Annotated in this window: 22 protein-coding genes; 19 read left to right on the forward strand and 3 right to left on the reverse strand. The window is 43.6% G+C overall.

Features of this window, described 5'->3' with window-relative positions:
• The first annotated feature begins 56 nt into the window (after positions 1 to 56).
• From rpsB to HRU23_16085, 18 genes are all read left to right on the forward strand, one after another.
• Positions 57 to 785: a 30S ribosomal protein S2 gene (gene rpsB / locus HRU23_16000; GenBank protein NRA55642.1), complete on the forward strand. Its 729-nt coding sequence runs from the start codon at positions 57 to 59 to the stop codon at positions 783 to 785.
• Positions 786 to 900: 115 nt separating this feature from the next.
• Entirely contained in the window at positions 901 to 1,773 is an 873-nt protein-coding gene (gene tsf, locus HRU23_16005; protein ID NRA55643.1) for an elongation factor Ts, read from the forward strand.
• Between the two features lie 165 nt (positions 1,774 to 1,938).
• Positions 1,939 to 2,673 carry a UMP kinase gene (gene pyrH / locus HRU23_16010; GenBank protein ID NRA55644.1) on the forward strand — a complete coding sequence of 245 codons (735 nt, stop codon included), beginning with the start codon at positions 1,939 to 1,941 and terminating at the stop codon, positions 2,671 to 2,673.
• A gap of 32 nt (positions 2,674 to 2,705) precedes the next feature.
• Positions 2,706 to 3,263, forward strand: coding sequence for a ribosome recycling factor (frr, locus tag HRU23_16015; protein ID NRA55645.1), 558 nt, complete (start codon positions 2,706 to 2,708; stop codon positions 3,261 to 3,263).
• A gap of 343 nt (positions 3,264 to 3,606) precedes the next feature.
• On the forward strand, positions 3,607 to 4,374 hold the full coding sequence (uppS, locus tag HRU23_16020; protein NRA55646.1) for a di-trans,poly-cis-decaprenylcistransferase: 768 nt from the start codon (positions 3,607 to 3,609) through the stop codon (positions 4,372 to 4,374).
• Between the two features lie 11 nt (positions 4,375 to 4,385).
• Positions 4,386 to 5,273, forward strand: a complete 888-nt coding sequence (locus HRU23_16025) for a phosphatidate cytidylyltransferase (GenBank protein NRA55647.1) — start codon at positions 4,386 to 4,388, stop codon at positions 5,271 to 5,273.
• 5 nt (positions 5,274 to 5,278) lie between these two features.
• Positions 5,279 to 6,487, forward strand: a complete 1,209-nt coding sequence (ispC, locus tag HRU23_16030; GenBank protein NRA55648.1) for a 1-deoxy-D-xylulose-5-phosphate reductoisomerase — start codon at positions 5,279 to 5,281, stop codon at positions 6,485 to 6,487.
• A gap of 5 nt (positions 6,488 to 6,492) precedes the next feature.
• The gene (rseP, locus tag HRU23_16035; GenBank protein ID NRA55649.1) at positions 6,493 to 7,845 is read left to right on the forward strand and encodes a sigma E protease regulator RseP; all 1,353 of its coding nucleotides are present in this window, start codon (positions 6,493 to 6,495) and stop codon (positions 7,843 to 7,845) included.
• Positions 7,846 to 7,882: 37 nt separating this feature from the next.
• Positions 7,883 to 10,288, forward strand: a complete 2,406-nt coding sequence (gene bamA, locus HRU23_16040) for an outer membrane protein assembly factor BamA (protein ID NRA55650.1) — start codon at positions 7,883 to 7,885, stop codon at positions 10,286 to 10,288.
• Between the two features lie 75 nt (positions 10,289 to 10,363).
• Positions 10,364 to 10,843 carry an OmpH family outer membrane protein gene (locus tag HRU23_16045; GenBank protein NRA55651.1) on the forward strand — a complete coding sequence of 160 codons (480 nt, stop codon included), beginning with the start codon at positions 10,364 to 10,366 and terminating at the stop codon, positions 10,841 to 10,843.
• A 6-nt stretch (positions 10,844 to 10,849) separates the two neighbouring features.
• Positions 10,850 to 11,869, forward strand: coding sequence for a UDP-3-O-(3-hydroxymyristoyl)glucosamine N-acyltransferase (gene lpxD / locus HRU23_16050; protein NRA55652.1), 1,020 nt, complete (start codon positions 10,850 to 10,852; stop codon positions 11,867 to 11,869).
• Positions 11,870 to 12,072: 203 nt separating this feature from the next.
• Positions 12,073 to 12,519 (forward strand): 3-hydroxyacyl-ACP dehydratase FabZ, encoded by a 447-nt coding sequence (gene fabZ / locus HRU23_16055; protein ID NRA55653.1) that lies wholly within the window; start codon positions 12,073 to 12,075, stop codon positions 12,517 to 12,519.
• A gap of 3 nt (positions 12,520 to 12,522) precedes the next feature.
• The gene (gene lpxA, locus HRU23_16060; GenBank protein ID NRA55654.1) at positions 12,523 to 13,287 is read left to right on the forward strand and encodes an acyl-ACP--UDP-N-acetylglucosamine O-acyltransferase; all 765 of its coding nucleotides are present in this window, start codon (positions 12,523 to 12,525) and stop codon (positions 13,285 to 13,287) included.
• Between the two features lie 65 nt (positions 13,288 to 13,352).
• Entirely contained in the window at positions 13,353 to 14,522 is a 1,170-nt protein-coding gene (gene lpxB, locus HRU23_16065) for a lipid-A-disaccharide synthase (GenBank protein ID NRA55655.1), read from the forward strand.
• A gap of 6 nt (positions 14,523 to 14,528) precedes the next feature.
• Positions 14,529 to 15,128 (forward strand): ribonuclease HII, encoded by a 600-nt coding sequence (rnhB, locus tag HRU23_16070; protein NRA55656.1) that lies wholly within the window; start codon positions 14,529 to 14,531, stop codon positions 15,126 to 15,128.
• A gap of 23 nt (positions 15,129 to 15,151) precedes the next feature.
• The gene (gene dnaE / locus HRU23_16075) at positions 15,152 to 18,631 is read left to right on the forward strand and encodes a DNA polymerase III subunit alpha (protein NRA55657.1); all 3,480 of its coding nucleotides are present in this window, start codon (positions 15,152 to 15,154) and stop codon (positions 18,629 to 18,631) included.
• A 66-nt stretch (positions 18,632 to 18,697) separates the two neighbouring features.
• Entirely contained in the window at positions 18,698 to 19,654 is a 957-nt protein-coding gene (gene accA / locus HRU23_16080) for an acetyl-CoA carboxylase carboxyl transferase subunit alpha (GenBank protein ID NRA55658.1), read from the forward strand.
• Positions 19,655 to 19,916: 262 nt separating this feature from the next.
• Entirely contained in the window at positions 19,917 to 20,195 is a 279-nt protein-coding gene (locus HRU23_16085) for a hypothetical protein (protein ID NRA55659.1), read from the forward strand.
• Here HRU23_16085 and HRU23_16090 read toward each other — a convergent pair whose 3' ends face one another.
• Complete coding sequence (locus tag HRU23_16090) at positions 20,196 to 20,414, reverse strand: hypothetical protein (GenBank protein NRA55660.1); 219 nt, start codon at positions 20,412 to 20,414, stop codon at positions 20,196 to 20,198. It abuts the gene before it with no gap.
• 167 nt (positions 20,415 to 20,581) lie between these two features.
• Between HRU23_16090 and tilS the strand changes: the two genes are divergently transcribed.
• Positions 20,582 to 21,928: a tRNA lysidine(34) synthetase TilS gene (tilS, locus tag HRU23_16095; GenBank protein ID NRA55661.1), complete on the forward strand. Its 1,347-nt coding sequence runs from the start codon at positions 20,582 to 20,584 to the stop codon at positions 21,926 to 21,928.
• A gap of 27 nt (positions 21,929 to 21,955) precedes the next feature.
• On the opposite strand, the gene HRU23_16100 is transcribed toward tilS, so the two are convergent.
• Together HRU23_16100 and HRU23_16105 are read right to left on the reverse strand one after the other, a co-directional pair.
• Positions 21,956 to 22,867, reverse strand: a complete 912-nt coding sequence (locus tag HRU23_16100) for a GGDEF domain-containing protein (protein NRA55662.1) — start codon at positions 22,865 to 22,867, stop codon at positions 21,956 to 21,958.
• A 239-nt stretch (positions 22,868 to 23,106) separates the two neighbouring features.
• Positions 23,107 to 24,300, reverse strand: a complete 1,194-nt coding sequence (locus tag HRU23_16105; protein ID NRA55663.1) for a patatin-like phospholipase family protein — start codon at positions 24,298 to 24,300, stop codon at positions 23,107 to 23,109.
• Positions 24,301 to 24,514: the final 214 nt, after the last annotated feature.

Raw genomic sequence — 24,514 nt, forward strand, 5'->3', positions numbered from 1 at the left:
GCTGGTTGTTCGAAAATTAGGATACGTGGAGGCCTAACCCCAAGAGGAATTATATAATGGCTAAAATTTCAATGCGCGATTTGTTACAAGCTGGTGCTCACTTCGGTCACCAAACCCGTTACTGGAACCCAAAGATGAAGCAGTTCATCTTTGGTGCTCGTAATAAAGTACATATCATCAACTTAGAAAAAACTGTTCCAATGTTCGACGAAGCACTTGCTGTGCTAGCGAACGCGGCATCAAAGAAAGGCAAAATCCTTTTCGTTGGTACTAAACGCGCTGCTGGTGATGCGATCAAAGAAGCGGCACTTTCATGTGACCAGTTCTACGTAAACCATCGTTGGTTAGGCGGAATGTTGACTAACTGGAAAACAGTTCGTCAATCAATCAAGCGTCTAAAAGATCTTGAAGCACAATCACAAGACGGTACTTTCGATAAGCTAGTTAAGAAAGAAGCGTTAATGAATACTCGTGAAATGGAAAAGCTAGAGAAATCTCTAGGTGGTATCAAGAACATGTCTGGTCTTCCAGATGTAATCTTCATCATCGATGCTGATCACGAGCACATTGCTGTTAAAGAAGCTAACAACCTAGGTATCCCAGTGGTAGCTATCGTTGATACTAACTCTAACCCAGATGGTATTGACTATGTAATCCCTGGTAACGATGATGCGATTCGCGCTATTCAGCTTTATGTTAAAACTGTTGCTGAAGCGGTTAACGAAGGTCGTAACAACACTGTTGCTGCTCAAGCAGAAACAGATGGTTTCGTTGAAGCTGAGTAATTCAGCATTTAAGTGCTAGTCACTTAAATACCTATCTTTGAGGTGTCAGGGGTTTATTCAAATAATTTGAATTAAGGCGCTGATACCTTTTTTAAAATGATTAAGGATTGTTAACATGGCAATTACAGCTAAGCAAGTAAAAGAACTACGTGACCGCACAGCTGCGGGCATGATGGATTGTAAAAAAGCATTGACTGAAACAAACGGTGATATCGAAGCAGCAATCGATCTTATGCGTAAAAATGGTCAAGCAAAAGCCGCTAAAAAAGCTGGTCGTATTGCAGCTGAAGGCGCAATCTTCACTAAAGTTGCAGACGGCGTAGCTACTATGCTTGAATTCAACTGTGAAACAGACTTTGTAGGCATGGACAAAAGCTTCCTAGCCTTAGGTAACGAAATTGTTGCTGCAGCTCACGCTGTTAAAGCGAACGATGTTGCTGTATTAAACGAGTTATCACTAGGTGATAACACTGTTGAAGCGACTCGTGCTTTACTTGTAGCTAAAATCGGTGAAAACATGACTGTACGTCGTGTTGTATCAATCGAAGGCGACAACCTAGCAGCATACGTACACGGTGGCAAGATTGGCGCAATCGCTAACCTAGTTGGCGGCGATGAAGCATTAGCAAAAGACGTTGCGATGCACGTTGCTGCTGCTAACCCACAGTACACTAAGCCTTCTGAAGTTTCTGCAGACGTTGTTGAACGTGAGCGTAAGCTTCAAATCGAAATCGCAGTTGAGTCTGGTAAGCCACAAGAAATCGCTGAAAAGATGGTTGCTGGTCGCATGAAGAAATTCACTGGCGAAATTAGCTTAACAGGTCAACCATTCATCAAAGATCCTTCACAGCTAGTTGGCGATTTGCTTAAAGCAAGCAGCGCTGACGTAACTGGTTTCCTACGTTTTGAACTAGGTGAAGGCATCGAGAAGAAAGAAGAAGATTTTGCGGCTGAAGTTGAAGCGACTATCGCTGCACTTAAGAAGTAATTTCTTACTTAATGCATCGCATTAAGTATTTAGAAGGCCGCAGTTTGGATTTTGATCAACTGCGGTCTTTTTTAAGCCAGTTTGTTTAAACCAATGAGTTAAAATCTAAGTGCCATCGCTGTGGCTTTTAGATTTTAGTTCAGTAACAATTCTAAGGTACCTGTAATGACTGCAAATCCAAAACCTGTATATCGTCGTATTCTTTTAAAATTAAGTGGTGAAGCACTGGTAGGTGAGCAGGGCTTTGGTATTGATCCTAAAGTACTTGATCGCATGGCTCAGGAAATTAAAGAACTGATTGAGCTAGGTGTGCAAGTTGGTATTGTGATTGGTGGCGGTAATATTTTTCGCGGTGAAGGTTTGGCTAATGCCGGCATGAATCGTGTCGTTGGTGACCAAATGGGTATGTTGGCCACGGTAATGAATGGATTAGCGATGCGCGACGCACTGCACCGCGCTTATGTTAATGCTCGTTTAATGTCTGCAGTTGACTTAAAAGGTGTTTGTGATTCATACAATTGGGCCGATGCGATTAGCTCACTTAAACGTGGCCGGGTGGTAATTTTTGCTGCAGGTACTGGTAATCCGTTTTTTACCACTGATTCTGCTGCCTGTTTACGCGGCATTGAAATTGAAGCTGACGTGGTGTTAAAAGGCACAAAAGTTGATGGTGTTTATTCTGAAGACCCAGTTAAAAACCCTGATGCAGAAATGTATAAAACCATTGACTATGCTACAGTGCTTGACAAAGAATTAAAGGTAATGGATTTAAGTGCCTTTACCTTGGCACGTGATCATAAAATGCCAATTAGAGTATTTAATATGAACAAACCTGGTGCACTACGCAGTGTGATTATGGGTGAAGAAGTCGGTACTTTAATTTGTGCCCAACCAGCCTAATTCAATATAGACAAAATTAACGGGAAAAAATTGTGATTAACGAAATCAAAGATGATGCAGCAGCACGCATGGCTAAAAGTGTTGAAGCACTAAAAAATCAAATGAAAAAAATTCGTACTGGTCGTGCGCACCCAAGCCTTTTAGATTCAATAATGGTGCCATATTACGGAAGTGATACGCCGCTGAACCAAGTTGGTAATGTCGGTGTTGGTGATGCGCGTACGCTAACAATTACTGTGTTTGATAGCTCAATGATTGCAGCTGTTGAAAAAGCGATCATGAGTTCTGATTTAGGGCTAAACCCTAACTCTGCTGGCGCACTTATTCGCATTCCATTACCACCACTAACGGAAGAGCGTCGTAAAGACTTAATCAAAGTTGTGCGCGGTGAAACGGAGCAAGGACGTGTTGCAATTCGTAATATTCGTCGTGATGCCAATGGCGATATTAAAGAACTTGAAAAAGAAAAAGAAGTTGGTGAAGATGACGCCCGTAAAGGGGAAGAGAATATTCAGCAACTGACTAATAAATACGTTAAAGAAATGGACGATTTATTAGCGGAAAAAGAAAAAGAATTGATGGAAGTTTAATTCAACTGACTGTTTTTTGACATGTTAAACGTGATTATCGCCGAAATTGTGCATAATCACTAGAGTTAGCGCGCTTAGCGAGTGTATACTCCTAAGCGCGTTGTTTTTTAGATAGTTAATATATAGGCTTTATTCCCCAATTCTTAGGGACTCAAACCTACTATTTCTCACCAACTTCAACGCCAAGCATACCAGCGGTGTTGTTTATCGACAGGCAATACTGGATGAGTTTATCGGATGGCTCGCATCGTGTATGCTAACCATCACTCAATTGAATTACTGCGAATAATCCGATGACAACGTTGTTAGTTGTAGATTGAAATTATAAGTAGACGGAGTCTCAATGATCGCAGAGCTAAAAAAGGTATTATCGGCAAGTGATTGCCTGCCACGTCATGTTGCAATTATTATGGATGGCAATGGGCGGTGGGCTCAGCGGCAAGGAAAAATGAGAGTCATCGGTCATAAGGCTGGTGTCGATAAAGTGCGTGACGCAGTGAAGTTTGCCAGTGAACTTAAAATAGAAGCCCTAACGTTATTTGCTTTTAGTAGCGAAAATTGGCAACGTCCTCAAGCTGAAGTCTCGTTGTTAATGGAGCTTTTTTTTACGGTACTCTCAAGAGAGGTTAAGCGCCTCGATCGTAACAATGTTAAGTTACAAATAATTGGTGATACCTCCCGCTTTAGTCAAAAACTCCAAGATAAAATTGCAAATGCTGAATTACGTACGGCTAATAATACTGGCTTGGTACTTAATATTGCGGCTAATTATGGTGGCCGTTGGGACATCAGCCAAGCGTGTCGAATTGTCGCTGACAAAGTAAAACAAGGTCTGCTTGAGCCCGAGCAAGTTACAGAAGAACTGATTGGTCAGCATATTTCAATGGCTCACTTACCTGAATTGGATCTTTTGATCCGGACTGGTGGTGATTGCCGTATTAGTAATTTTTTGCTGTGGCAATGTGCGTATACTGAATTGTATTTTTCCGAGTGTTTATGGCCTGATTTTGGTCAGGAACAATTCGCGAGAGCACTGACTGAATATGTTAAAACCGAACGCCGTTATGGCTGTACCGGTGAGCAAATACTGCAGACTGATAATAATAACTAAAGGAAATAAGTTTGTTAAAACAACGTATTTTAACGGCATTGGTATTGGCGCCATTAGCGCTAGCTGGTGTTTTTTTACTGCCGCTATTTTGGTTTGGCCTAATGGTCGGTGTGGTTTCATTAATTGGCGCATGGGAATGGGGCGCTTTTGTCGCCGCTAAATCGAATCAACCACTTGAGTCACGCCCAAATGATACATTAAGCAGAAGTATTTTTACCGTCTCATTAGCGCTAACGCTGCTCAGTTTGGCTGTTGTTGTGCCGACCGAAGAAATTTGGCGTAGCAGTCAATTGCACCCTCTGTATTTAGCCGTTTTACTGATTGGCGCGCTGTGGTGGGCCTGCAGTATATTGATGGTATTTAAATACCCTAAAGGGGAAGGACGTTGGGCAGATAACGATTTTGTTAAAGCGCTATTTGGTCAACTTACCTTGGTGCCTTTCTGGGTCGGAATAATGGCTATTCGTGCGTTTGGTTATGATAATGACCAGAACCAAGGCGCTATCTTAGTGTTAGCGGTATTTGTGATTGTTTGGGGAGCCGATGTTGGCGCTTATTTTGTTGGCCGAAAATTTGGCCGTCACAAATTAATGCCAAAAGTTAGCCCTGGCAAAACAATCGAAGGTTCAGCCGGTGGCATGGTGACCGCGTTGCTAGCCTCGATGATTGCCAATAGCTATTTTTATCATATTGAGCCTGTGTCATTATTACTGTTGGTCATAATAACAAGCTTGGCATCGGTCTTTGGCGATCTTAGTGAAAGCATGTATAAGCGCAGTGCTGGCATTAAAGACAGCGGCACAATTTTGCCGGGTCATGGTGGGATTTTAGACCGTATTGACAGCTTAACTGCGGCGGTACCAGTGTTTGCATTATGTTACATGGTATTGGTGGCTTAATGAATTTGCAGCAAGTTACCATTTTGGGGGCGACTGGCTCGATTGGCGCTAGCACCCTTGATGTGTTACGACGTCATCCTGAACAATTTAAACTCTTTGGCGTTTCAGGGCATCGCAATGTCACTGCTATGCTGGCAATTTGTCGTGAATTCTCACCGCAATATGCCGTGATGTCTGATCCTGATGCTGCGAAAACGCTCATAAAGCAACTTGATAACAATGATAGCGTTATCGTGCTCAGTGGCGAGCAAGCGTTAGCCGATATCAGTTGTGATGAGCGTACCGACATTGTGATGGCTGCAATTGTCGGCGCCGCAGGACTGCTGCCAACATTAGCCGCGATCAAAGCAGATAAACGAGTTTTGCTGGCGAACAAAGAAGCGCTGGTCATGACAGGGCAGCTATTTATTGATGCTTTGCGTGCATCTAAGGCAATTCTGATGCCGGTCGACAGTGAGCATAACGCGATTTTTCAGTGCTTACCTGTCAGTGCGCAACAAAAAATTGGTTATTGTCCGTTGAATGAATTAGGTGTTAATCACCTCATTTTAACGGGCTCTGGTGGGCCGTTTTTAAAGACCCCTCTGAGCGAGTTAAGCAAAGTAACGCCAGCCCAAGCATGCAAACACCCTAATTGGTCGATGGGCCAAAAAATATCAGTCGACTCGGCGACCATGATGAACAAGGGGCTCGAGTACATCGAAGCCCGTTGGCTGTTTGATACCAATCAAGATCAAATCGAAGTGGTTATTCACCCGCAAAGCGTCGTTCATTCGATGGTGCAATATATTGATGGCTCGGTCATTTCTCAAATGGGCCAACCTGACATGCGCACACCTATTGCTTATGCATTGTCTTATCCCGAGCGGATTACTTGTGGGGTTAAACCACTTAATTTTCCGGCGTTATCAAATTTAGAATTTAATCCAGTCGATTATCAGCGGTTTCCTTGTCTAAAACTGGCCATTGATGCCTGTTATCAAGGGCAAGGTGCTACTACGGCCTTAAATGCTGCTAATGAAGTTGCGGTTGCTGCTTTTTTAAATCAGCAAATAAAATTCACCGATATTGCGATAGTCAATGAACAAGTATTGTCGTCATTAAGTACGACACAAGCTTCTAGCTTGGAGTTGATACTTGAGGTGGACCGTCAAGCGCGTAACTCGGCACAAAATATAATTAAGCAACAACGTCATATTAAGAGAATGTATTAATGCTAATGACCTTTATGTGGAATCTCGCCTCCTTTGTTGTGGCGTTAGGCCTGCTGGTAGCCGTCCATGAATTTGGTCACTTTTGGGTTGCCCGCCGTTGTGGCGTGGTGGTTGAACGATTTTCAATTGGATTTGGTAAAGCGTTGTGGCGTCGCACGGCTAAAGACGGAACCGAATATGTCATTGCCGCGATTCCTTTAGGTGGTTATGTCAAAATGCTCGATGAGCGGATGGGACCTGTCCCGACGGAGCAACTTGATGGCGCTTTTAACCGTAAATCAGTATGGCAGCGCATCGCTATTGTTGCTGCTGGGCCAATTGCCAATTTTATCTTTGCTATTTTTGCGTTCTGGTTAATGTATTTAATTGGAGTTAATACGGTTAAACCCGTGATTGGTCAGGTCACCGTACAATCAATTGCTGACGACGCTGGTTTAAGCCCTGGGCAGCAAATAACAACGATTAATGGCCAGAAAATACTTGATTGGCAAGATGTTAATTTGGCTTTTGTTGGCGCGCTTGGCGATGAAAAACTGTCAGTAGAAGTGATTACAGCGTCGTCGAGTCATGTCATCGGCAAAAATCTCGATATTAGCCAGTGGCTATTTGATCCCCAGCAGCAAAGTTCATTAAGCTCAATTGGGATAAAACCCTATTACCCGCCAATTGAGTTAATTCTCAGTGCTATCACCGACAACTCGGCTGCGCAGCGTGCCGGCTTGCAAGTGGGAGACCAATTATTGAACGTTAATGGTCTGAAAATAGCTCAGTGGCAAGACTTTGTTGAAATAGTCAAACAAAGTGGTGGAACTTCTTTAGCTTTGACCTATCGAAGAGGGGCTCAACAATATACTACGTCATTGACCCCTGCAATTCGCACCAATAAAGACGGCTCTGTCAGTGGGTTTGCTGGGCTTAGTCCGACAGCGACACCTTGGCCTGAGAGTATGAAACTTACACTGCAATATGGGCCAATTGATGCGTTGGGCTTAGCGTTAGATAAAACTGGCCAGCTGATTTCATTAAGTTTTAGCATGATAGGTAAGTTGGTTACTGGTGACTTATCAGTAAAAAACCTAAGCGGACCGATATCGATAGCGCAAGGCGCAGGTCAAAGTGCCAATTACGGTTTAGTGGCTTTTTTAAGTTTCTTAGCACTAATTAGTATTAATTTGGGCATTATCAATTTGTTACCTTTGCCGGTACTTGATGGTGGTCACTTGATGTATTATTTTGTTGAAGTTTTGACGGGAAAATCAGTGCCAGAACGTATTCAACAGCTTGGGTTTCAGATTGGGGCCGGTTTGTTGTTCATGTTAATGAGCATTGCAATTTTTAATGATTTTACTCGACTGTGACAGCTGTCGAACGAAAAGGATAATAAGATACAGCATGATGAAGTTCTTTAAGCTTTTGGCTCCGATTGCCTTGTTAGGCACTAGCTATACCTCATTGGCCGCCGCCCCCTTTGTTGTTTCCGACATACGTATTGAAGGGTTACAACGGGTTGCACTAGGTGCTGCGTTGTTAAATCTGCCAGTAAAAGTTGGTGATACGATTGATGATGTTGCAGTGGCCCGTTTAATAAAAAATCTATACCGTTCGAGTAATTTTGAAGATATTGAGGTCTTTAACGACAACGGCCTGTTATTGATTAAAGTCAAAGAGCGCGCCACGATTGCTAGTATTGATTTTGAAGGCAACAACGATTTAAAAGACGAGCAATTATCAGAAAGCTTAACGGGCTCTGGAGTTAGTCTTGGTGAAACGCTCGATCGTACTAAATTAACTGAAATCGCTAAAGGGCTGGAAGATTTTTACTACAGTGTCGGTAAGTACTCGGCTAAAGTTGAAGCCGTAATCACAGCACAGCCGCGCAACCGGGTTGGCTTAACCTTTAAGTTTACCGAAGGTGATGCCGCTGAAATTAAGCAAATTAACTTGGTTGGCAATACTACCTTTAGTGACGAAGAACTTAAAGAGCAATTTGAATTAACCGATACAGTACCTTGGTGGAGCCTGTTTGGTGACCGTAATTATCAAAAGCAAAAACTCCAAGGTGATATTGAAACCTTAGAAAGCTTTTATAAAGACCGCGGTTATATCCGCTTTAATGTTGATAGCACGCAAGTGTCGATGTCGCCTGACAAACAAGGCCTGTATATTACCCTTAATGTTGATGAGGGGCAGGTCTACAAAATTGCAGGGGTTAACCTGGTTGGTGATATTGAAAAATACCGCTCAGTCTTAGAGCTAACTGTGCCGTTGAAGCTGGGCAATGTGTATAACGGTGCCCAAGTTACCTTTAGTGAAGAAATGATCGCACGCTACCTTGGTCGTTTTGGTTATGCTTACCCTAAGGTGTCGACCTATCCGCAAATCGATGATGAAACTCAAGAAGTTGTGCTTAATATTAATATTGAGCCGGGTAAACGGGTTTATGTAAATGAAATTCGTTTTAAAGGTAATACCAATACTGAAGATCAGGTACTGCGCCGCGAGATGCGTCAGCTTGAAGGCAGTTGGTTAAATAATCGCTTGATAGATAGCTCTAAAACTTATCTAAATCGTCTTGGTTATTTCGAAAAAGTTGAAAGTGAGATAATTCCGGTCGCTGGTTTTGACGATCGGGTTGATGTCGAAATATCACTACTAGAACAGGCATCTGGTTCTTTTCAAGCTGGCATCGGCTACGGTAACTCAGGTGGTTTGAGTCTGCAACTTGGCTTACAGCAAAGCAACTTCCTTGGCACGGGCAATAAAGTCGGCATTAGCTTAAATACCGATGAAACCACCAAAAGCGTAAACTTGTCTTTCCGTGACCCTTACTTTACCAACGATGGCATTAGTGCTTCGTACAGTGCTTATTGGTCAGAGATTGATTATTCGTCGACCACAGATTTTGAAGATTATGACAATAATGCTTATGGCATTGGGTTTGATTTAGGTTTTCCGATTAACCCACTAAGCCGAGTATCGGTTGGGGTGGCTTATCGCCATAACGAGATTTCAGACTTAAATACCTATGAACAAATAGATGATTTTTATAATGTCTATGGTGAGGCGGCCGGCGGTAATATTACTTTTAATAGTTTTGAAATAAGTGCCGGTTGGCGTCGTAACAGCCTTAACCGCGGCACGTTCCCAACCTCAGGCATGTCAACTAGCCTAAATGGCAAAATGACCGTGCCGGGTAGCGAAATTCAATACTTTAAATTAAACTTTGAAAATCGCCACTACCTGCCACTTAATGATAGTCACACTTTTTCATTGATGAGTCGGGTACGCTTAGGTTACGGTGACGGTTATGGCAATTCTGGCGATAACGATCATCTGTTTGCATTTTGGGATAATTTTAAAGCCGGCGGCAGTGGCAGCTTACGTGGCTTTAAGTCAAGTACGGTTAGCCCTCGAGCCATTTACTTATCGACTGATTCGTCTGAAATTGAACAAGCAAGCAGTTCGATTGGCGGCAATGCGATGGCATTAGCGACCTTAGAAATGTTTGTGCCGCTACCTTTTATCAGTGATGATAGCGCCAGTTCATTGCGAACCAGCTTTTTTGTTGATGCCGGTAATGTCTGGGACACCACATTTGACTATGATCAATATAAAAACTTAGATGGCGCTGAACAAATTTATGACTATTCAGATCCGACTGAATTTCGAGCATCTTATGGTATTTCAGTGCAATGGTTGTCACCGATGGGCCCAATGGTCTTTAGCTTAGCGCGACCACTTCGGGAAGTCGAAGGCGACAACCTTGAGGTCTTTTCATTCAATATTGGAACGACATTCTAATTTAAAAACTAGAATATATTAAACTAGGAGAAACAATTGAAAAAATTACTTTGTGCTTTAACAGTTAGCGCGCTAATGACTGGAACTACGTTTGCTTCGCTTGCTCAGGCAGCGGAACAAAAAATTGGCGTAATTCACATGCAAAGCATTTTCCAAAAATTGCCGCAACGTGAAGTTATCCAACAACAATTACAACAAGAATTTAGTGACCGTTACGATCAAGTTAAAAAGATCCAATCTAAACTACTTAAACTTGAAGAAAAGCGTAAGCGTGATGGCGCGTTAATGAATGATGCCCAAAAGACTGAATTGGTGCGTAGTGCTGAAGCATTGCAAAGCGAATACAAGCTGAAAGGCAAGGCACTGCAAGAAGATGTGCGTCGTCGTCAAGGCGAAGAAGAAAACAAACTACTGCAAAAAATTCGTCAAGCGATTAATGAAATCGCTAAAGCCGAAAAATACGATGTTATTTTACAATCTGGCGCTGTTGCATATATTGATAAAAAATTCGATATTTCAGCTAAAATAGCAGCTAAAGTAAGCAAGGCTAAGTAATTACCCATGAAGTGTTATACGTTAGTTGAGTTAGGCAATAAAATAGGTGCAGATGTTCAAGGTGATGACCAATGTGTTGTCACCAGCATTGCGACGCTTGAAGCCGCTAGTGCCGGACAAATATCTTTTTTATCAAACCCTAAGTACCGTAGTCAGTTGCAAACGACTCAGGCCAGTGCGGTTATTGTGCGTGCACAAGACATCGGTGATTATCAAGGCAATGCGTTAATCATGAGTAACCCCTATTTAGGTTACGCAAAATTAGCTCAATTGCTCGATACTACGCCTGATGCAGCAGACTCAATCGCCGAGTCTGCTGTGATTTCACCAAGCGCCATATTAGGTCAACAAGTCGTTGTTGGGGCTAATGCGGTGATTGAATCTGGCGCCGAGATTGGTGATAACTGCCAAATTGGTCCAGGTTGTTTTATTGGTAAAAATAGTAAAATTGGCGCCAGCACCAAATTATGGGCCAACGTTACTATTTATCATGGCGTCACTATTGGTCAGCGTTGTATTTTTCACTCTGCCAGTGTCATTGGCAGCGATGGTTTTGGTTACGCACCGGACAATGGCCAGTGGTTGAAAATTCCCCAAACGGGTGGTGTCACCATTGGTAACGATACTGAGATTGGTGCTGGCACTACCGTTGATCGTGGCGCGCTTGACGACACAGTGATTGGCAATGGTGTTATCATTGATAATCAGGTTCAGATCGCGCACAACGACATTATTGGCGATAATACAGCAATAGCAGGTACCACGGTCTTAGCGGGCAGTGTCACCATCGGTAAAAACTGTATCATTGGTGGTGCCTGCGCGATTAATGGTCATATGACTATTTGCGATGGGGTTACCATCACAGGAATGACAATGGTGATTAAGAATATCACCGAACCTGGGGTATATTCATCAGGAATGCCATCGCAAACTAATCGTGAATGGCGCAAGAACGCCGCCCGTTATCGTCAACTCGACGAAATGTCAAAACGGCTTAAGGTGCTTGAAGCCAAACTTAAAGATTAGCGTATAATCGTGAGCGACAACGCTCAATCATTATTGCCCAGCGAGGCTGATTGAGAGTTTAACCTTGGTTGCGCAAACGCGCTGCCGACTAGGTAATGAAAGCTCGAAGCATGGCTGGCAATAATTAGGTCACTAATCGTTGCCTGTTACCTTTGCTCCTAAACTGGGAGCGCTGTATTTAATTAATTTTCAGGAATAGTATTTTGTCTAACGATATTTCAGCAATCGAAATTAACGAAATAATGGCACTATTGCCGCACCGTTACCCATTTCTACTGATTGATCGAGTGATTGGTTTTGAAGTAGGAAAAAGCCTGCATGCGATTAAAAATGTGTCGATTAACGAACCATTTTTTCAGGGTCATTTCCCTATTAAACCTATTATGCCAGGTGTACTTATTCTCGAAGCCATGGCTCAGGCTACTGGGATCCTTGGCTTTAAAACAGTTGAAAAAAGTGAAGATACCTTGTATTACTTTGCAGGGATAGATAAGGCGCGTTTTAAACTGCCTGTGGTTCCTGGTGATGTGATTCATATCCATGTTGAGTATTTAAAAGAGCGTCGAGGCATCGGTAAATTTTATTGCGAAGCCTTTGTGGATGAAAAGTTGGTATGTAGTGCCGAAATTATGTGTGCAAGAAAGGACTAAATAGTGATTGATCCGCAAGCATTTGTTCACCCTAGTGCCACCATTGGTCACAATGTATCTATTGGGCCGTGGAGTTATATCGGTAGCGACGTCGTTATTGGTGATAACTGTATTATTGAGTCACATGTGGTCGTCAAAGGGCCATCAACTATTGGCTCGGGCAATCATTTTTTCCAATTTTCATCCATTGGTGAGCAGTGCCAAGATAAAAAATATGCGGGTGAAAAAACTTACTTGATCATGGGCAATGATAATATTGTTCGTGAGGGTGTCACCATTCATCGTGGCACAGTTCAAGATCAAGCGATCACGCGCATCGGCAATAATAACCTCTTGATGGCTAATGCGCACGTGGCCCACGATTGCATCGTTGGTGATCACTGCATTTTGGCCAATAGTGTTAACCTTGCAGGCCATGTTGTGGTTGATGATTATGCGATCATTGGTGGCATGACCGGCGTTCATCAGTTTGTTAAAATTGGTGCGCATTGCTTTGTTGGGGCCACTTCTTATGTTAATCAAGATGTGCCGCCTTATATCATTTGTTCAGGCCAGCCATGCCAGCCGCGCGGAATTAATGTTGAAGGCCTTAAGCGCCGTGGTTACGACAAACCAGAGATAATGGCCATTCGACGTGCATTTAAAACGCTCTATAAACAACAATTACCATTAACTGACGCAGTTGCTGAGTTAGCTGAATCTGAGTTTGTTGGTGTTACTGTGATGGCTGATTTTATTAACCAGTCGACTCGCGGTATTATTCGTTAAGATATTCATCATCAGAAAATAGTCCTTAGGGAACAGCCTTGGATCCACTACGAACTACGAATCAGATTGATTTAAGACCTATTCGCATAGGTATTGTCGCCGGAGAAATCTCCGGCGATATTTTAGGTAGCGATTTTATTATCGCGGTTAAAAAACGCTTTCCAAACGCTACCTTTGAAGGTATCGCCGGTCCACGCATGATGGCTGTGGGCGCGACGAGTTTGTTTGATATGGAAGAGCTCTCGGTGATGGGCTTAGTAGAAGTTTTTTCTCGCTTACGGCGCTTACTATCGATTAAAAAACAATTGACCGAACATTTCATCGCTAACCCGCCTGACCTTTTTATTGGCATCGATGCGCCAGACTTTAATTTGCGCCTAGAACTGCTACTTAAACAAGCGGGCATAAAAACCGTTCATTACGTTAGCCCATCGATTTGGGCGTGGCGCCAGAAGCGAATATTTAAAGTGGCGAAAGCGACCAACATGGTCTTGGCACTGCTGCCATTTGAAAAAGCTTTTTACGACGAACATTCAATTCCTTGTACCTTTGTTGGCCATACTTTAGCTGACCAAATTCCGCTGGTTAATGATAAGTCAGCGGCCCGCGAGCAGTTGAATTTACCGACCGAAGGACAATATTTAGCGCTGATGCCTGGCAGCCGTGGCAGTGAGTTAAAATATTTAACTGAACCATTCTTGTTAGCCGCACAAAAATTAGTCGAGCAATTTAGCGGCTTAACACTGCTCATTCCATTGGTTAATCAACAGCGACGCCAGCAGTTTGAAGAAATAAAACAGCGAGTTGCACCAAACCTTAACTGCGTGCTAATCGATGGCCAATCACGAGAAGTAATGACCGCAAGTGACGTGATTTTACTGGCGTCTGGCACAGCAACGCTTGAAGGTTTATTGATTAATCGCCCGATGGTGGTGGCTTATAAAGTTAATTGGCTAACTTATAAGTTATTTAAACCACTGATGAAAATTGAACATTTTTCGTTGCCTAATTTGTTGGCCGGCAAACCGTTGCTGCGTGAGTTAATTCAAGATGATGCGACGGTTGATAATATCGTAAAAGAAGTTAAGTTGTTGCTTGCTGACGATAACCAAGCGCTGACAGCGCAGTTTAACGAAATACATCAGCAGTTAAAATGCAACGCCAGTGAGCGCGCTGCCGATGCGGTGTTATCGCTAATAACCCACGATTCATCAACGCCAATTAATCAAAAGTAGAAGCTAATGCCAACAGAACCAGAATTTATTTTCCCTGATCTATTAGTTGCCGGAGTCGACGAAGTTGGCCGTGGGCCACTGGTGGGCGATGTGGTAACCGCTGCGGTTATTCTTGATCCGAGCAAACCTATTGTCGGATTGGCCGATTCTAAAAAATTATCAGACAAAAAGCGTGAAGCCTTGTTTGACTTGATTATGGCCAACGCTTTAAGTGTGGCAGTCGGGCGAGCTAACCCTGAAGAAATTGACCAGCTTAATATTTTGCATGCTACGATGTTGGCGATGCAGCGGGCAGTGGCGGGGCTTCATATCACGCCTGAGTTGGTGCTAATTGATGGTAATCGCTGCCCAGAACTCAACATGGCTTCACAAGCAGTGGTAAAAGGTGATGCGCGCGTTGAAGAAATAAGTGCGGCCTCGATTATTGCTAAAGTGACACGTGATCGTGAAATGTTGATCCTCGACCAGCAATACCCGCAATTTGGTTTTGCCAAGCATAAAGGTTATCCGACAAAACTTCATTTTGAAATGTTGGCTTTACACGGTGTTACCCCACAGCATCGGCGCAGCTTTAAGCCGGTCAAAAAAGTATTAGGTTTGGCATAACTTATGGTAAATAAGGGCGTAAAGTGACAGATCCAAAGTTTATTCATTTACGGGTACATTCAGATTACTCGATGGCCGACGGCGTGGCTAAGGTCGGTAAAATTGTCGCTAAAGTCGCCGAGCAAGGCGCACCTGCGATGGCGTTGACCGACTTAGTCAATTTCTGTGGTCTAGTCAAATATTACCGCAGTGCCCAAAGTAATGGCCTTAAACCCATTATCGGCGCAGATATGTGGGTAGTTAGTGACGAGTTTGACGAAGCACCTTGGCGCCTGACCATTTTGTGTAGCGATAATCAAGGTTATAAAAATTTAACCTTACTTATTTCAAAGGCCTATTTGCGTGGCCGCTTATTTGATAAAGCGGTGATTGATAAGCAATGGTTAGTTGAACATGCTGCTGGTTTAATTATTTTATCTGGCGGACGTGAAGGTGATGTTGGCCTGGCCTTGCTTAAAGGCAATGATAAGTTAGCACGAGAATGTTTAGCTTTTTATCAGCAATATTTTGAGCGAAATTACTTTATTGAATTGCTGCGTACTGGCCGTGAAGATGAAGAACGCTATTTACAACTTGGGGTTGCGTTAGCCAGTGATACGGGTATCCCGGTGGTTGCGACCAATGAAGTGGTATTTTTAGCAGCAAAAGATTTTGACGCACATGAAGTGCGCGTTGCGATTCACGATGGCTTTGGTTTGGCCGACCCGCGGCGACCTAAACGTTATTCGGAGCAACAATATTTACGAACCGAGCAAGAGATGTGTCAGCTGTTTAGCGACATTCCCTCTGCGTTAGCGAACAGTGTTGAAATAGCCAAACGCTGTAACTCCACGGTTCAGCTCGATAAAATTGTGTTACCAGATTACCCAACTGGCGATCTTAAAATAGAAGACTTTTTAGTCAAGGTTTCAGTTGATGGCTTAGAAGACCGCCTTAACTTTCTATTTCCTGAACTTGAGGAACGTGAGCGGCAACGACCGGCTTATGAAGAGCGTTTACACATTGAACTTGGTGTTATTAATACCATGGGTTTCCCTGGTTACTTCCTGATCGTAATGGAGTTTATTCAGTGGAGTAAAGATAACGATGTGCCGGTTGGCCCCGGTCGTGGTTCGGGTGCTGGTTCATTAGTCGCTTATGCACTTAAGATCACCGATCTCGATCCGTTGGAATACGACTTACTGTTTGAGCGTTTTCTTAACCCAGAACGTGTCTCAATGCCCGATTTCGATGTCGATTTCTGTATGGAAGGCCGCGATCGGGTTATCGACCATGTTGCCGAGTTATACGGTCGTGATGCGGTATCGCAAATCATTACTTTTGGTACGATGGCAGCCAAAGCCGTAGTACGAGATGTTGGCCGTGTCATGGGTCACCCATATGGCTTTGTCGAGCGTATTACTAAACTTATTCCGGCAGAGCCGGGCATGACACTGACCAAGGCGTGGGAAGTTGAGCCACAACTTGACCAGCTGTATCAGATCGATGACGATGTTCGTGAGCTTATCGACATGGCGCGGCGTTTAGAGGGTACCACCCGAAACGCAGGTAAACACGCCGGTGGTGTCGTTATTTCGCCAACGACCATTACCGATTTTGCGCCGCTTTATTGTGATGAGGAAGGTAAAAACCCGGTTACTCAGTTTGACAAAAATGATGTTGAAACTGCCGGCTTGGTTAAGTTTGATTTCTTGGGTCTGCGAACGCTGACCATCATTAAATGGGCGCTTGACCCGCTCAACGAATCACGGGCCAAAGAAGGGCTCGAACCCGTAAGAATTGAATCGATTCCGCTCGAAGATCCCGCGTGTTTTTCGATGCTTAAGCGCAGTGAAACCACCGCGGTATTCCAGCTCGAATCGCGCGGCATGAAAGAACTGATTAGTCGGCTGTTGCCCGACAGCTTTGAAGATATTATCGCGCTCGTGGCGCTGTTTCGACCGGGGCCATTGCAATCGGGCATGGTAGACAACTTTATCAACCGTAAGCACGGTCGTGAAGAAGTATCTTATCCCGACATCGAATGGCAGCATGAGTCGTTAAAAGAGACCTTAGAGCCAACCTATGGCATTATCTTGTATCAAGAGCAGGTCATGCAGATTGCTCAGGTACTTTCTGGTTATACCCTAGGTGGCGCGGATATGCTGCGTCGTGCTATGGGTAAGAAAAAGCCAGAAGAGATGGCCAAGCAGCGTTCGAGTTTTGAAGAAGGCGCGATTAATAACGGTATCGATGGTGAATTGGCGATGAAAATCTTCGATTTGGTAGAGAAATTTGCTGGTTATGGCTTTAATAAATCTCACTCGGCCGCCTATGCCTTAGTATCGTATCAAACGCTGTGGATGAAATGCCATCACGGTGCTTATTTTATGGCCGCTGTAATGTCAGCAGATATGGATAACACCGATAAAATCGTGACTCTAGTTGACGAATGTCAGCGGATGAAAATTGTGCTGCATCCGCCCGATGTTAATGCCGGTCAGTATAAATTCAGTGTCAATGACAAACTCGAAATTATCTATGGTATTGGCGCGATTAAAGGGGTTGGTGAGGGGCCGGTTGAGGCTATTTTACAAGCTCGCGCCGAAGGTGGCCCGTTTAAAGATTTATTCGATTTTTGTGGTCGAGTTAATACCAAGAAAATTAATAAGCGTATTTTCGAAAAGCTGATTAAAGCCGGGGCACTTGATAACCTTGGCCCACATCGCGCCTCGTTAATGGCGTCGTTGCCTGAGGCGGTTAAAGCTTCAGAGCAGCACGCTAAAGATCGCGCGGTCGGTCAGCATGATTTGTTTGGTTTACTGGCCAGTCATGATGACGAAGTGACTCACCAATTTATCGATGCGCCGCCGTGGCCTGATAAAATTTGGCTAGAAGGTGAGCGCGAAACCTTAGGTTTATATTTAACTGGCCACCCGATTAATCAATATTTGGCTGAGCTAAAACACTATACTCGTAGTCGACTTAAAGATGTGGTGCCAACGGGGCGCGGTAAAATGGTTAAGGCGGCAGGTCTCGTTATTGCGGCTCGCGTGATGATCACTAAACGTGGCTCTAAAATGGGAATTTTGACGCTAGATGACAAAAGTGGTCGTTTAGAGGTAATGTTATACAGCGAAGCGCTCGAAAAATATCAAGATTTGCTCCAAAAAGACAAAATATTGGTGTTAGAGGGAGAGGTCAGCTTTGATGATTTTTCCGGGGGTAATAGAATGACCGCCAAAGAAGTTTATGACATTGCTACGGCACGAGAACGTTTTGCCACCGCATTGGAAATAAAAGTATCACAGGATCAAGTTAATAATGAATTCTTTGGTCGCTTTACCCAAATCTTAGAGCCTCATCAATTTGGTGCGCTGCCAGTTACTGTCTTTTACTCGCGAGCTGAAGCGACGGCTCAGTTAACACTAGGCACCCAATGGCGCGTTACACCCGATGATGAGCTGTTAGACAATTTGAGAATATTGCTTGGTAACAAGCAAGTTCGTTTAAAATTTAGCTAATTTCAGTTTATATTCAGCTACAATGAGCTGAAATGGACTAGCCATATACAATAAAGAGAATCACTGATGAGTCAGAATTTTTTAGAGTTTGAAAAACCAATTGCTGAGCTACATGCTCAAATTGATGAGCTTCGCAACGTGAGCAACAATAGCTCGTTAAATATTGATTTGGCTGAAGAGATCGACAAGCTGGAAGCTAAAAGTGTCACCATGGCGCAAAAAATATTTTCGTCATTAGGCCCGTGGCAGATAAGTCAATTAGCCCGTCACCCACAACGCCCGTATTCATTTGACTATATCGATCGTATTTTTGATGAATTCGACCAATTGCATGGTGACCGTGCTTTTGCGGATGATAAAGCAATTATTGGTGGCATCGCTCGCCTCGATGGCCAATCAGTGATGGTTATTGGTCATCAAAAAGGACGTACAACACCTGAAAAAGTGAAGCGTAACTTTGGTATGCCGCGTCCAGAAGGGTACCGTAAAGCATTACGCTTAATGGAGATGGCAGAACGTTTTAAGATGCCGATCCTGACATTTATCGATACCCCGGGTGCTTACCCTGGCGTTGGTGCTGAAGAACGTGGCCAGTCTGAAGCGATTGCTCGCAATCTAAAAGTAATGGCCGGACTTAAAGTGCCTGTGATTTGTACCGTGATTGGTGAAGGCGGTTCAGGTGGCGCATTAGCTATCGGGGTCGGCGATCGCGTTAACATGTTGCAATACAGCACTTATTCGGTTATTTCTCCGGAAGGCTGTGCATCTATTTTATGGAAGAGTGCCGACAAAGCCTCATTGGCCGCTGAAGCGATGGGCATTACATCTAAGCGCTTAAAAGAGCTAGATCTCATCGACAGTATTATCGAAGAGCCATTGGGTGGCGCGCATCGTGATTACGATGTTATCGCGCAAAATGTTAAGCAGCAATTGTTATCGCAATTGAGTGAGCTTAAGAGCCTTGATGTCGATACTTTACTTAATCAGCGTTATGACCGTTTAATGTCATTTGGTTATTGTTAAGTCGTTACCGCGCTAATTATTGATTGCTAAAACCACCTTCGGGTGGTTTTTTTTGACCTTGATAAGTCAAACTTAACTATTGCTGGTTTATTAAGCGTGACAGTGGGGCATACTGGCTAGGAGTTATTGCTTAGTACGAGGTATAAAGCACCCGCTAATTAACCTGAATTCTGGGTAAATTCGCTTATCCGGTACTCAGGTTAATTAGAGCATTGGCTGTTTAGTTGGTAGCATGGCTTAAACTCAGCAGTTTGGAGGCAAAGTGATAGAGATTGGTTTTTTGGGTTATTTACCCGAACTGCGTGGGTTTAAACATGCTGATAAAGTGACACATGTTATATACGGCGCAGTCATTGGGCTAGTTGCAGCAGCAGTGGCAAGCTGCGTGGGGCTGGCTGGATATTGGCCTGCCCTTATTGCAGCGACCATCGCTGGCATCATGAAAGAAATCTATGATGCATGGGTTAGCGATGGTTTATGGGATATTTGGGATATCGTCGCGACGATAATTGTGCCACTGCTTGCGTTAGGTCTTAGCTGATTAGCTTAGAACAATATAATCGGCGTCAAAGTCTAACAAGTCTTTGCCAAGAATATCTTCTAAAGTAACCGTTTTGCTGTTGGTTTTTCTTGCTAGGTAAGCAGCGACGTTAATCACCAAATCGCCATTCTCTTCTTGCATATACAGGGTATCATCAGCTAGTGTAGTCATGACTTTCTTTTTTAGATTGTTTGAAACCGCTAGATCTTGAATTTTCATAAATATCTCAATAAAATTAGTTAACGTTAGTTGCCGCCAGTATACTGTACTATACCGCGCCGACAACCTGCTGATACGATAAATTTAGTGTTGGTAACACTTTTTATACCAATTTAGTAAATTTATAATCTTGGTATTATCTTTCATCGCTTTTATAGATCAAAATAATGAACCTTCCAGCTCAAATTGAACGTTTTATCGCCGACTATTATCAGCCAACGACTCGTATCGTTATCGGCTTAAGTGGCGGCGTTGATTCTGTAGTGTTGCTTGATTTGTTGGCTAAGTCAACGGTCGATAACCAACAAATTATCGCGGTTCATGTTGATCATGGCTTAAATAAACTAGCTGACAAGTGGGGACTTTTTTGCCAGCAGTTATGTGCAAATTATGCAATAACCTTTGCGCTTGAACCCGTCCATCTAGCCAGCGACAGTAATATTGAAGCGCAGGCCCGCCAAGCACGTTACCAGGCGCTCGCTAATTATGTTGCAACTGATGACATTTTAGTGACTGCTCAACATCTTGACGATCAGGCTGAAACGGTTTTACTGGCGTTAAAACGTGGCGCAGGAGTGCTTGGGTTAGCTGCAATGCCTAGCTCGTTAGCGTTTAATCAGGGAAGCCACAATCGGCCACTACTTGGTATTGGCCGAAAAGAGATTGAGCGTTATGCGCATCGTCACCAGTTGAACTGGATTGAAGACGATAGCAACCTCGATTGCCGCTTTGACCGAAATTATTTACGCCATCAAATAATGCCTAAATTGAATCAACGTTGGCAAGGTTTTAGTGACAACCTTGCCCGCAGTGCTAGTTTGCTGGGACAAAGCATTGAGTTGCTCGACGAGCTGGCTGAGATTGATTACGACAAGGCGCAAGCCCGAGCCGGGGGCTTGTTAGTGGCGGTAGTTGGTCAGTTATCGGTTGCGAGACAAAACAACTTAATCCGTTATTGGCTGCGTCAGCATCAACTAACGATGCCATCGCAAGCCCAATTACAACAAATTACGGCTCAAATGTTAGCTGCCACCTTAGACAGCGATCCGATTGTCGAAGTCTCAGGGGCGCAAATTAGACGATTTCAGGGAGTGATGATGGTCGTTATGCCTCAACCTGATATCTCGGAGCAGGTTATTAATTGGCGGGGCGAGTCGACGATTTCTTTGCCTAACCAGTTAGGGGAACTCGAATTTAGTCAGCACAGCGAGCTCAAGGAGACAGATTCTGATTCGGAATTTGTGATTCGATTAATCGCACCAAAAGCGCTAAAAGTTGAAATTCGGTTTGGTGTAGTAGGCAGCTATAAAGCTTGGCCTATTGGCCGGGACAAGCGCCGTGCGGTAAAAAAGCTGTGGCAGGAGTTTAGTATCCCTACTTGGCAACGATCCCAAATTCCATTAGTATTTTTCGACCAGCAATTGGTTGCTGCGCTTGGCGTGTGGGTCGAACAAGGCTATCAGGGCTGTATTAATCAACCAAACATGATGATCAGCTGGCGAAAATCCGATTAATACGGCCCGTTATACGGTCGTGTTAGTTTAGGCTGCACCGTGGTAGCCATTTTTCCCAGCACCTTTCACGTGGTATAAGGCTTTATCTGAGCGATTAGTCAATACGGTGCTATTGTCACCTTGCTGCCAATTAGCATAACCAATACTCGCTGTCACGTTTGTCTCAAGCAAAAGTTGACTGGTAGCGGTTGCGCTTACTATCCGTTGGGCAACAAACTCTGGATGTAGATGATCACTGTGAGACAATAAAATGGCAAATTCGTCGCCACCAAATCTAAAGACATGATCATTATCACGTACCGCAAATCTTAATAATCGAGAAAACTCGATTAAGACTTGGTCGCCCGCAAGGTGACCACACTCGTCGTTAACCGCTTTGAAATTATCTAAATCAATAAATAATAAAGTGAACGACCGATCTTCCCTTTCGGCTGTTGCGGTCATATGACGAAGCGCCTCTTCAAAGTAATTACGATTACCCAACCCCGTTAAGTAATCTCTCATACTCATTTTTCGGGTATGTTCAAAACGCAATACATTATGCAACGACTGCAACAATTGTTGCTCGACATTGGCAAGTAATTGCCGCTGATGGTTGTTCAGTGGCTGCGTACTGAGATAAATAATATTTCCCAGTACTGTATTGTTAAAGATCAATTGATGTGTCAGCTTGTTGGCGCTAGCTTTAGAGTATTTCAATTGCAACTTGTGGTTAGGACTTTCGAATTCTAGGCCGGTAACTGCTATTAGGCGGCTAACTTCCGCTGTGTAAGTAGCTAATAGTGGCTCAAGCTCGATAGTCATATTGAGCTTTTCTAGAAATGCCAGTTTATCCTCACTACGCCGAAGTGGTTTTTTGTCATTGTTGCTAGCTTCAGAAGTGATTGTATTTACTTCGAAAGGGCTAACCTGATGAGTTTTACGATATAACTGTGACATTGCTTCTCTCTCAATCTGTTAATAATGACCGTTTCATCCATAATTTACGGTACGGATTATTACTAGGTTAGTGCATAGAAAAAACAATATTTTTTTGACTAACTATCCGATGGTATTAATAAAGCAATTCACATGCCAACATTAATAAATGTGGGGATTTTGTGTTATTAACAGGTAAAACCCAGCCATTACAGTGATCAGGAGATGTCGACGAATAAATAAGAAGGAATTTTCCGCGGTTATGGTTGTTGGCTAAAGTCTCTGGCATGGCTGCGATGGCTTGGTTCTTCTATTTCAAGAAATTTAAGCAATTGTTGTTTGTGAGCCATGCCATCACGATAACCAACGTCGATTAGCGCGCAGCAAAAAGACTTTTCGAATAACAAGTAACTGACTAAACTCGACTCACTGGTTTTGTCGATGCCAATAGATTTTAGTAATAACCGGATCGCCAACGGCATGTGTTCAAAATGCTTGTGTGCGAGCAGATCGATGTCGATACTTGGATTGATCAATAAGGTTTCAATTTTTCGCAGCGGTAATTGTGCTCGCGTTGCGGCAGGTATCAATTCTAAGGTGTCATTAATTCGAGACAAGCGCTCAAGATCCGAGGTTAGCGTGTCACTAAAGATACTGTCGAGTAAATGTCCGGCAATGGAAGAAGCGCTAGGGTGGTGAAGTTGGGCATGTGACGAAGGTTTTGGCGTGGAAGCGAGACCAATACATAATATTTTTTCAGCGCCTAAATGAATCGGTGGACTGAGCGGTGATAGCTGATGAATTGAGCCGTCACCGTAATAGGCTTGACGAACCTCAATAGCGGGGAATAGCAATGGGATCGCAGCCGACGCCATCAGGTGATCGTAATGCAAAGTACCGCGCAGACTTTCTCTTTTCGAACGCTTCCAATCGTTGATTGACGGATGACCTTGAAAAAAAGACATCGAGTTGCCAGTCTGATAGCTCGATGCCGTAATAGATAGTGCGTGCAAATGACCCGCAGAAATATTACGTTCAAGGCGTTCAAACGGAATGAATTGGCTTAACAGTTCTCGTAAGGGGCTGTTATCGAGCAATGAGCTAGGCCTGTTTCGATTTAAATCACTGCGGATCCATTTAGTGAGGTTATTAAACATATAACGCGAGACATGACTAAGGTCGGAGCGATAAATTTGATTGGTGTGCATATGACGCCAAATCCACTCGAGCTTTTTAACGCCCAGATGAAAACAGGGGGCGTAACACCCCAGAGCCGTGGTATTCATCGCGCCAGCAGACGTGCCACATAAAATCGGAAAGGGAATGCCATGATTACGCGGGTAAAAACTGGCGATCGCTTTTAACACCCCAACTTGATAGGCACCACGAGCGCCACCGCCGCTCAGTAATAAGGCTATTTTAGGTTTTTTAGCTAAGGCTGGCTCCGATTTCATTGCGCTCCTATGTTCACAGTCATCGGCGTTAAACGACTGCCAAATTGGTATAATCCTTTATTAACGTTAGCAAACTTTAGGCTAGTACAGCAATGGCGGGGCTAAAAATTAGCAAAAAAAAACCACCGGCTAGCGGTTAATGCAGATCAGTTAAGACTAAATTTCTTGCTTTTTTTGTAAATGAGATCAAAATCCGATGATTGCAATCATCGGA

This window comes from Gammaproteobacteria bacterium (assembly GCA_013214945.1).
Classification (GTDB): Bacteria; Pseudomonadota; Gammaproteobacteria; order Enterobacterales; family Psychrobiaceae; genus Psychrobium.

Coding starts and splice junctions, on each gene's coding strand:
- lpxD (NRA55652.1), top strand. CDS start 10,850: ATGAAGTGTTATACGTTAGTTGAGTTAGGCAATAAAATAGGTGCAGAT.
- accA (NRA55658.1), top strand. CDS start 18,698: ATGAGTCAGAATTTTTTAGAGTTTGAAAAACCAATTGCTGAGCTACAT.
- HRU23_16045 (NRA55651.1), top strand. CDS start 10,364: ATGACTGGAACTACGTTTGCTTCGCTTGCTCAGGCAGCGGAACAAAAA.
- rnhB (NRA55656.1), top strand. CDS start 14,529: ATGCCAACAGAACCAGAATTTATTTTCCCTGATCTATTAGTTGCCGGA.
- tsf (NRA55643.1), top strand. CDS start 901: ATGGCAATTACAGCTAAGCAAGTAAAAGAACTACGTGACCGCACAGCT.
- HRU23_16090 (NRA55660.1), bottom strand. CDS start 20,414: ATGAAAATTCAAGATCTAGCGGTTTCAAACAATCTAAAAAAGAAAGTC.
- HRU23_16100 (NRA55662.1), bottom strand. CDS start 22,867: ATGTCACAGTTATATCGTAAAACTCATCAGGTTAGCCCTTTCGAAGTA.
- bamA (NRA55650.1), top strand. CDS start 7,883: ATGAAGTTCTTTAAGCTTTTGGCTCCGATTGCCTTGTTAGGCACTAGC.
- tilS (NRA55661.1), top strand. CDS start 20,582: ATGAACCTTCCAGCTCAAATTGAACGTTTTATCGCCGACTATTATCAG.
- rpsB (NRA55642.1), top strand. CDS start 57: ATGGCTAAAATTTCAATGCGCGATTTGTTACAAGCTGGTGCTCACTTC.
- pyrH (NRA55644.1), top strand. CDS start 1,939: ATGACTGCAAATCCAAAACCTGTATATCGTCGTATTCTTTTAAAATTA.
- rseP (NRA55649.1), top strand. CDS start 6,493: ATGACCTTTATGTGGAATCTCGCCTCCTTTGTTGTGGCGTTAGGCCTG.
- HRU23_16105 (NRA55663.1), bottom strand. CDS start 24,300: ATGAAATCGGAGCCAGCCTTAGCTAAAAAACCTAAAATAGCCTTATTA.
- uppS (NRA55646.1), top strand. CDS start 3,607: ATGATCGCAGAGCTAAAAAAGGTATTATCGGCAAGTGATTGCCTGCCA.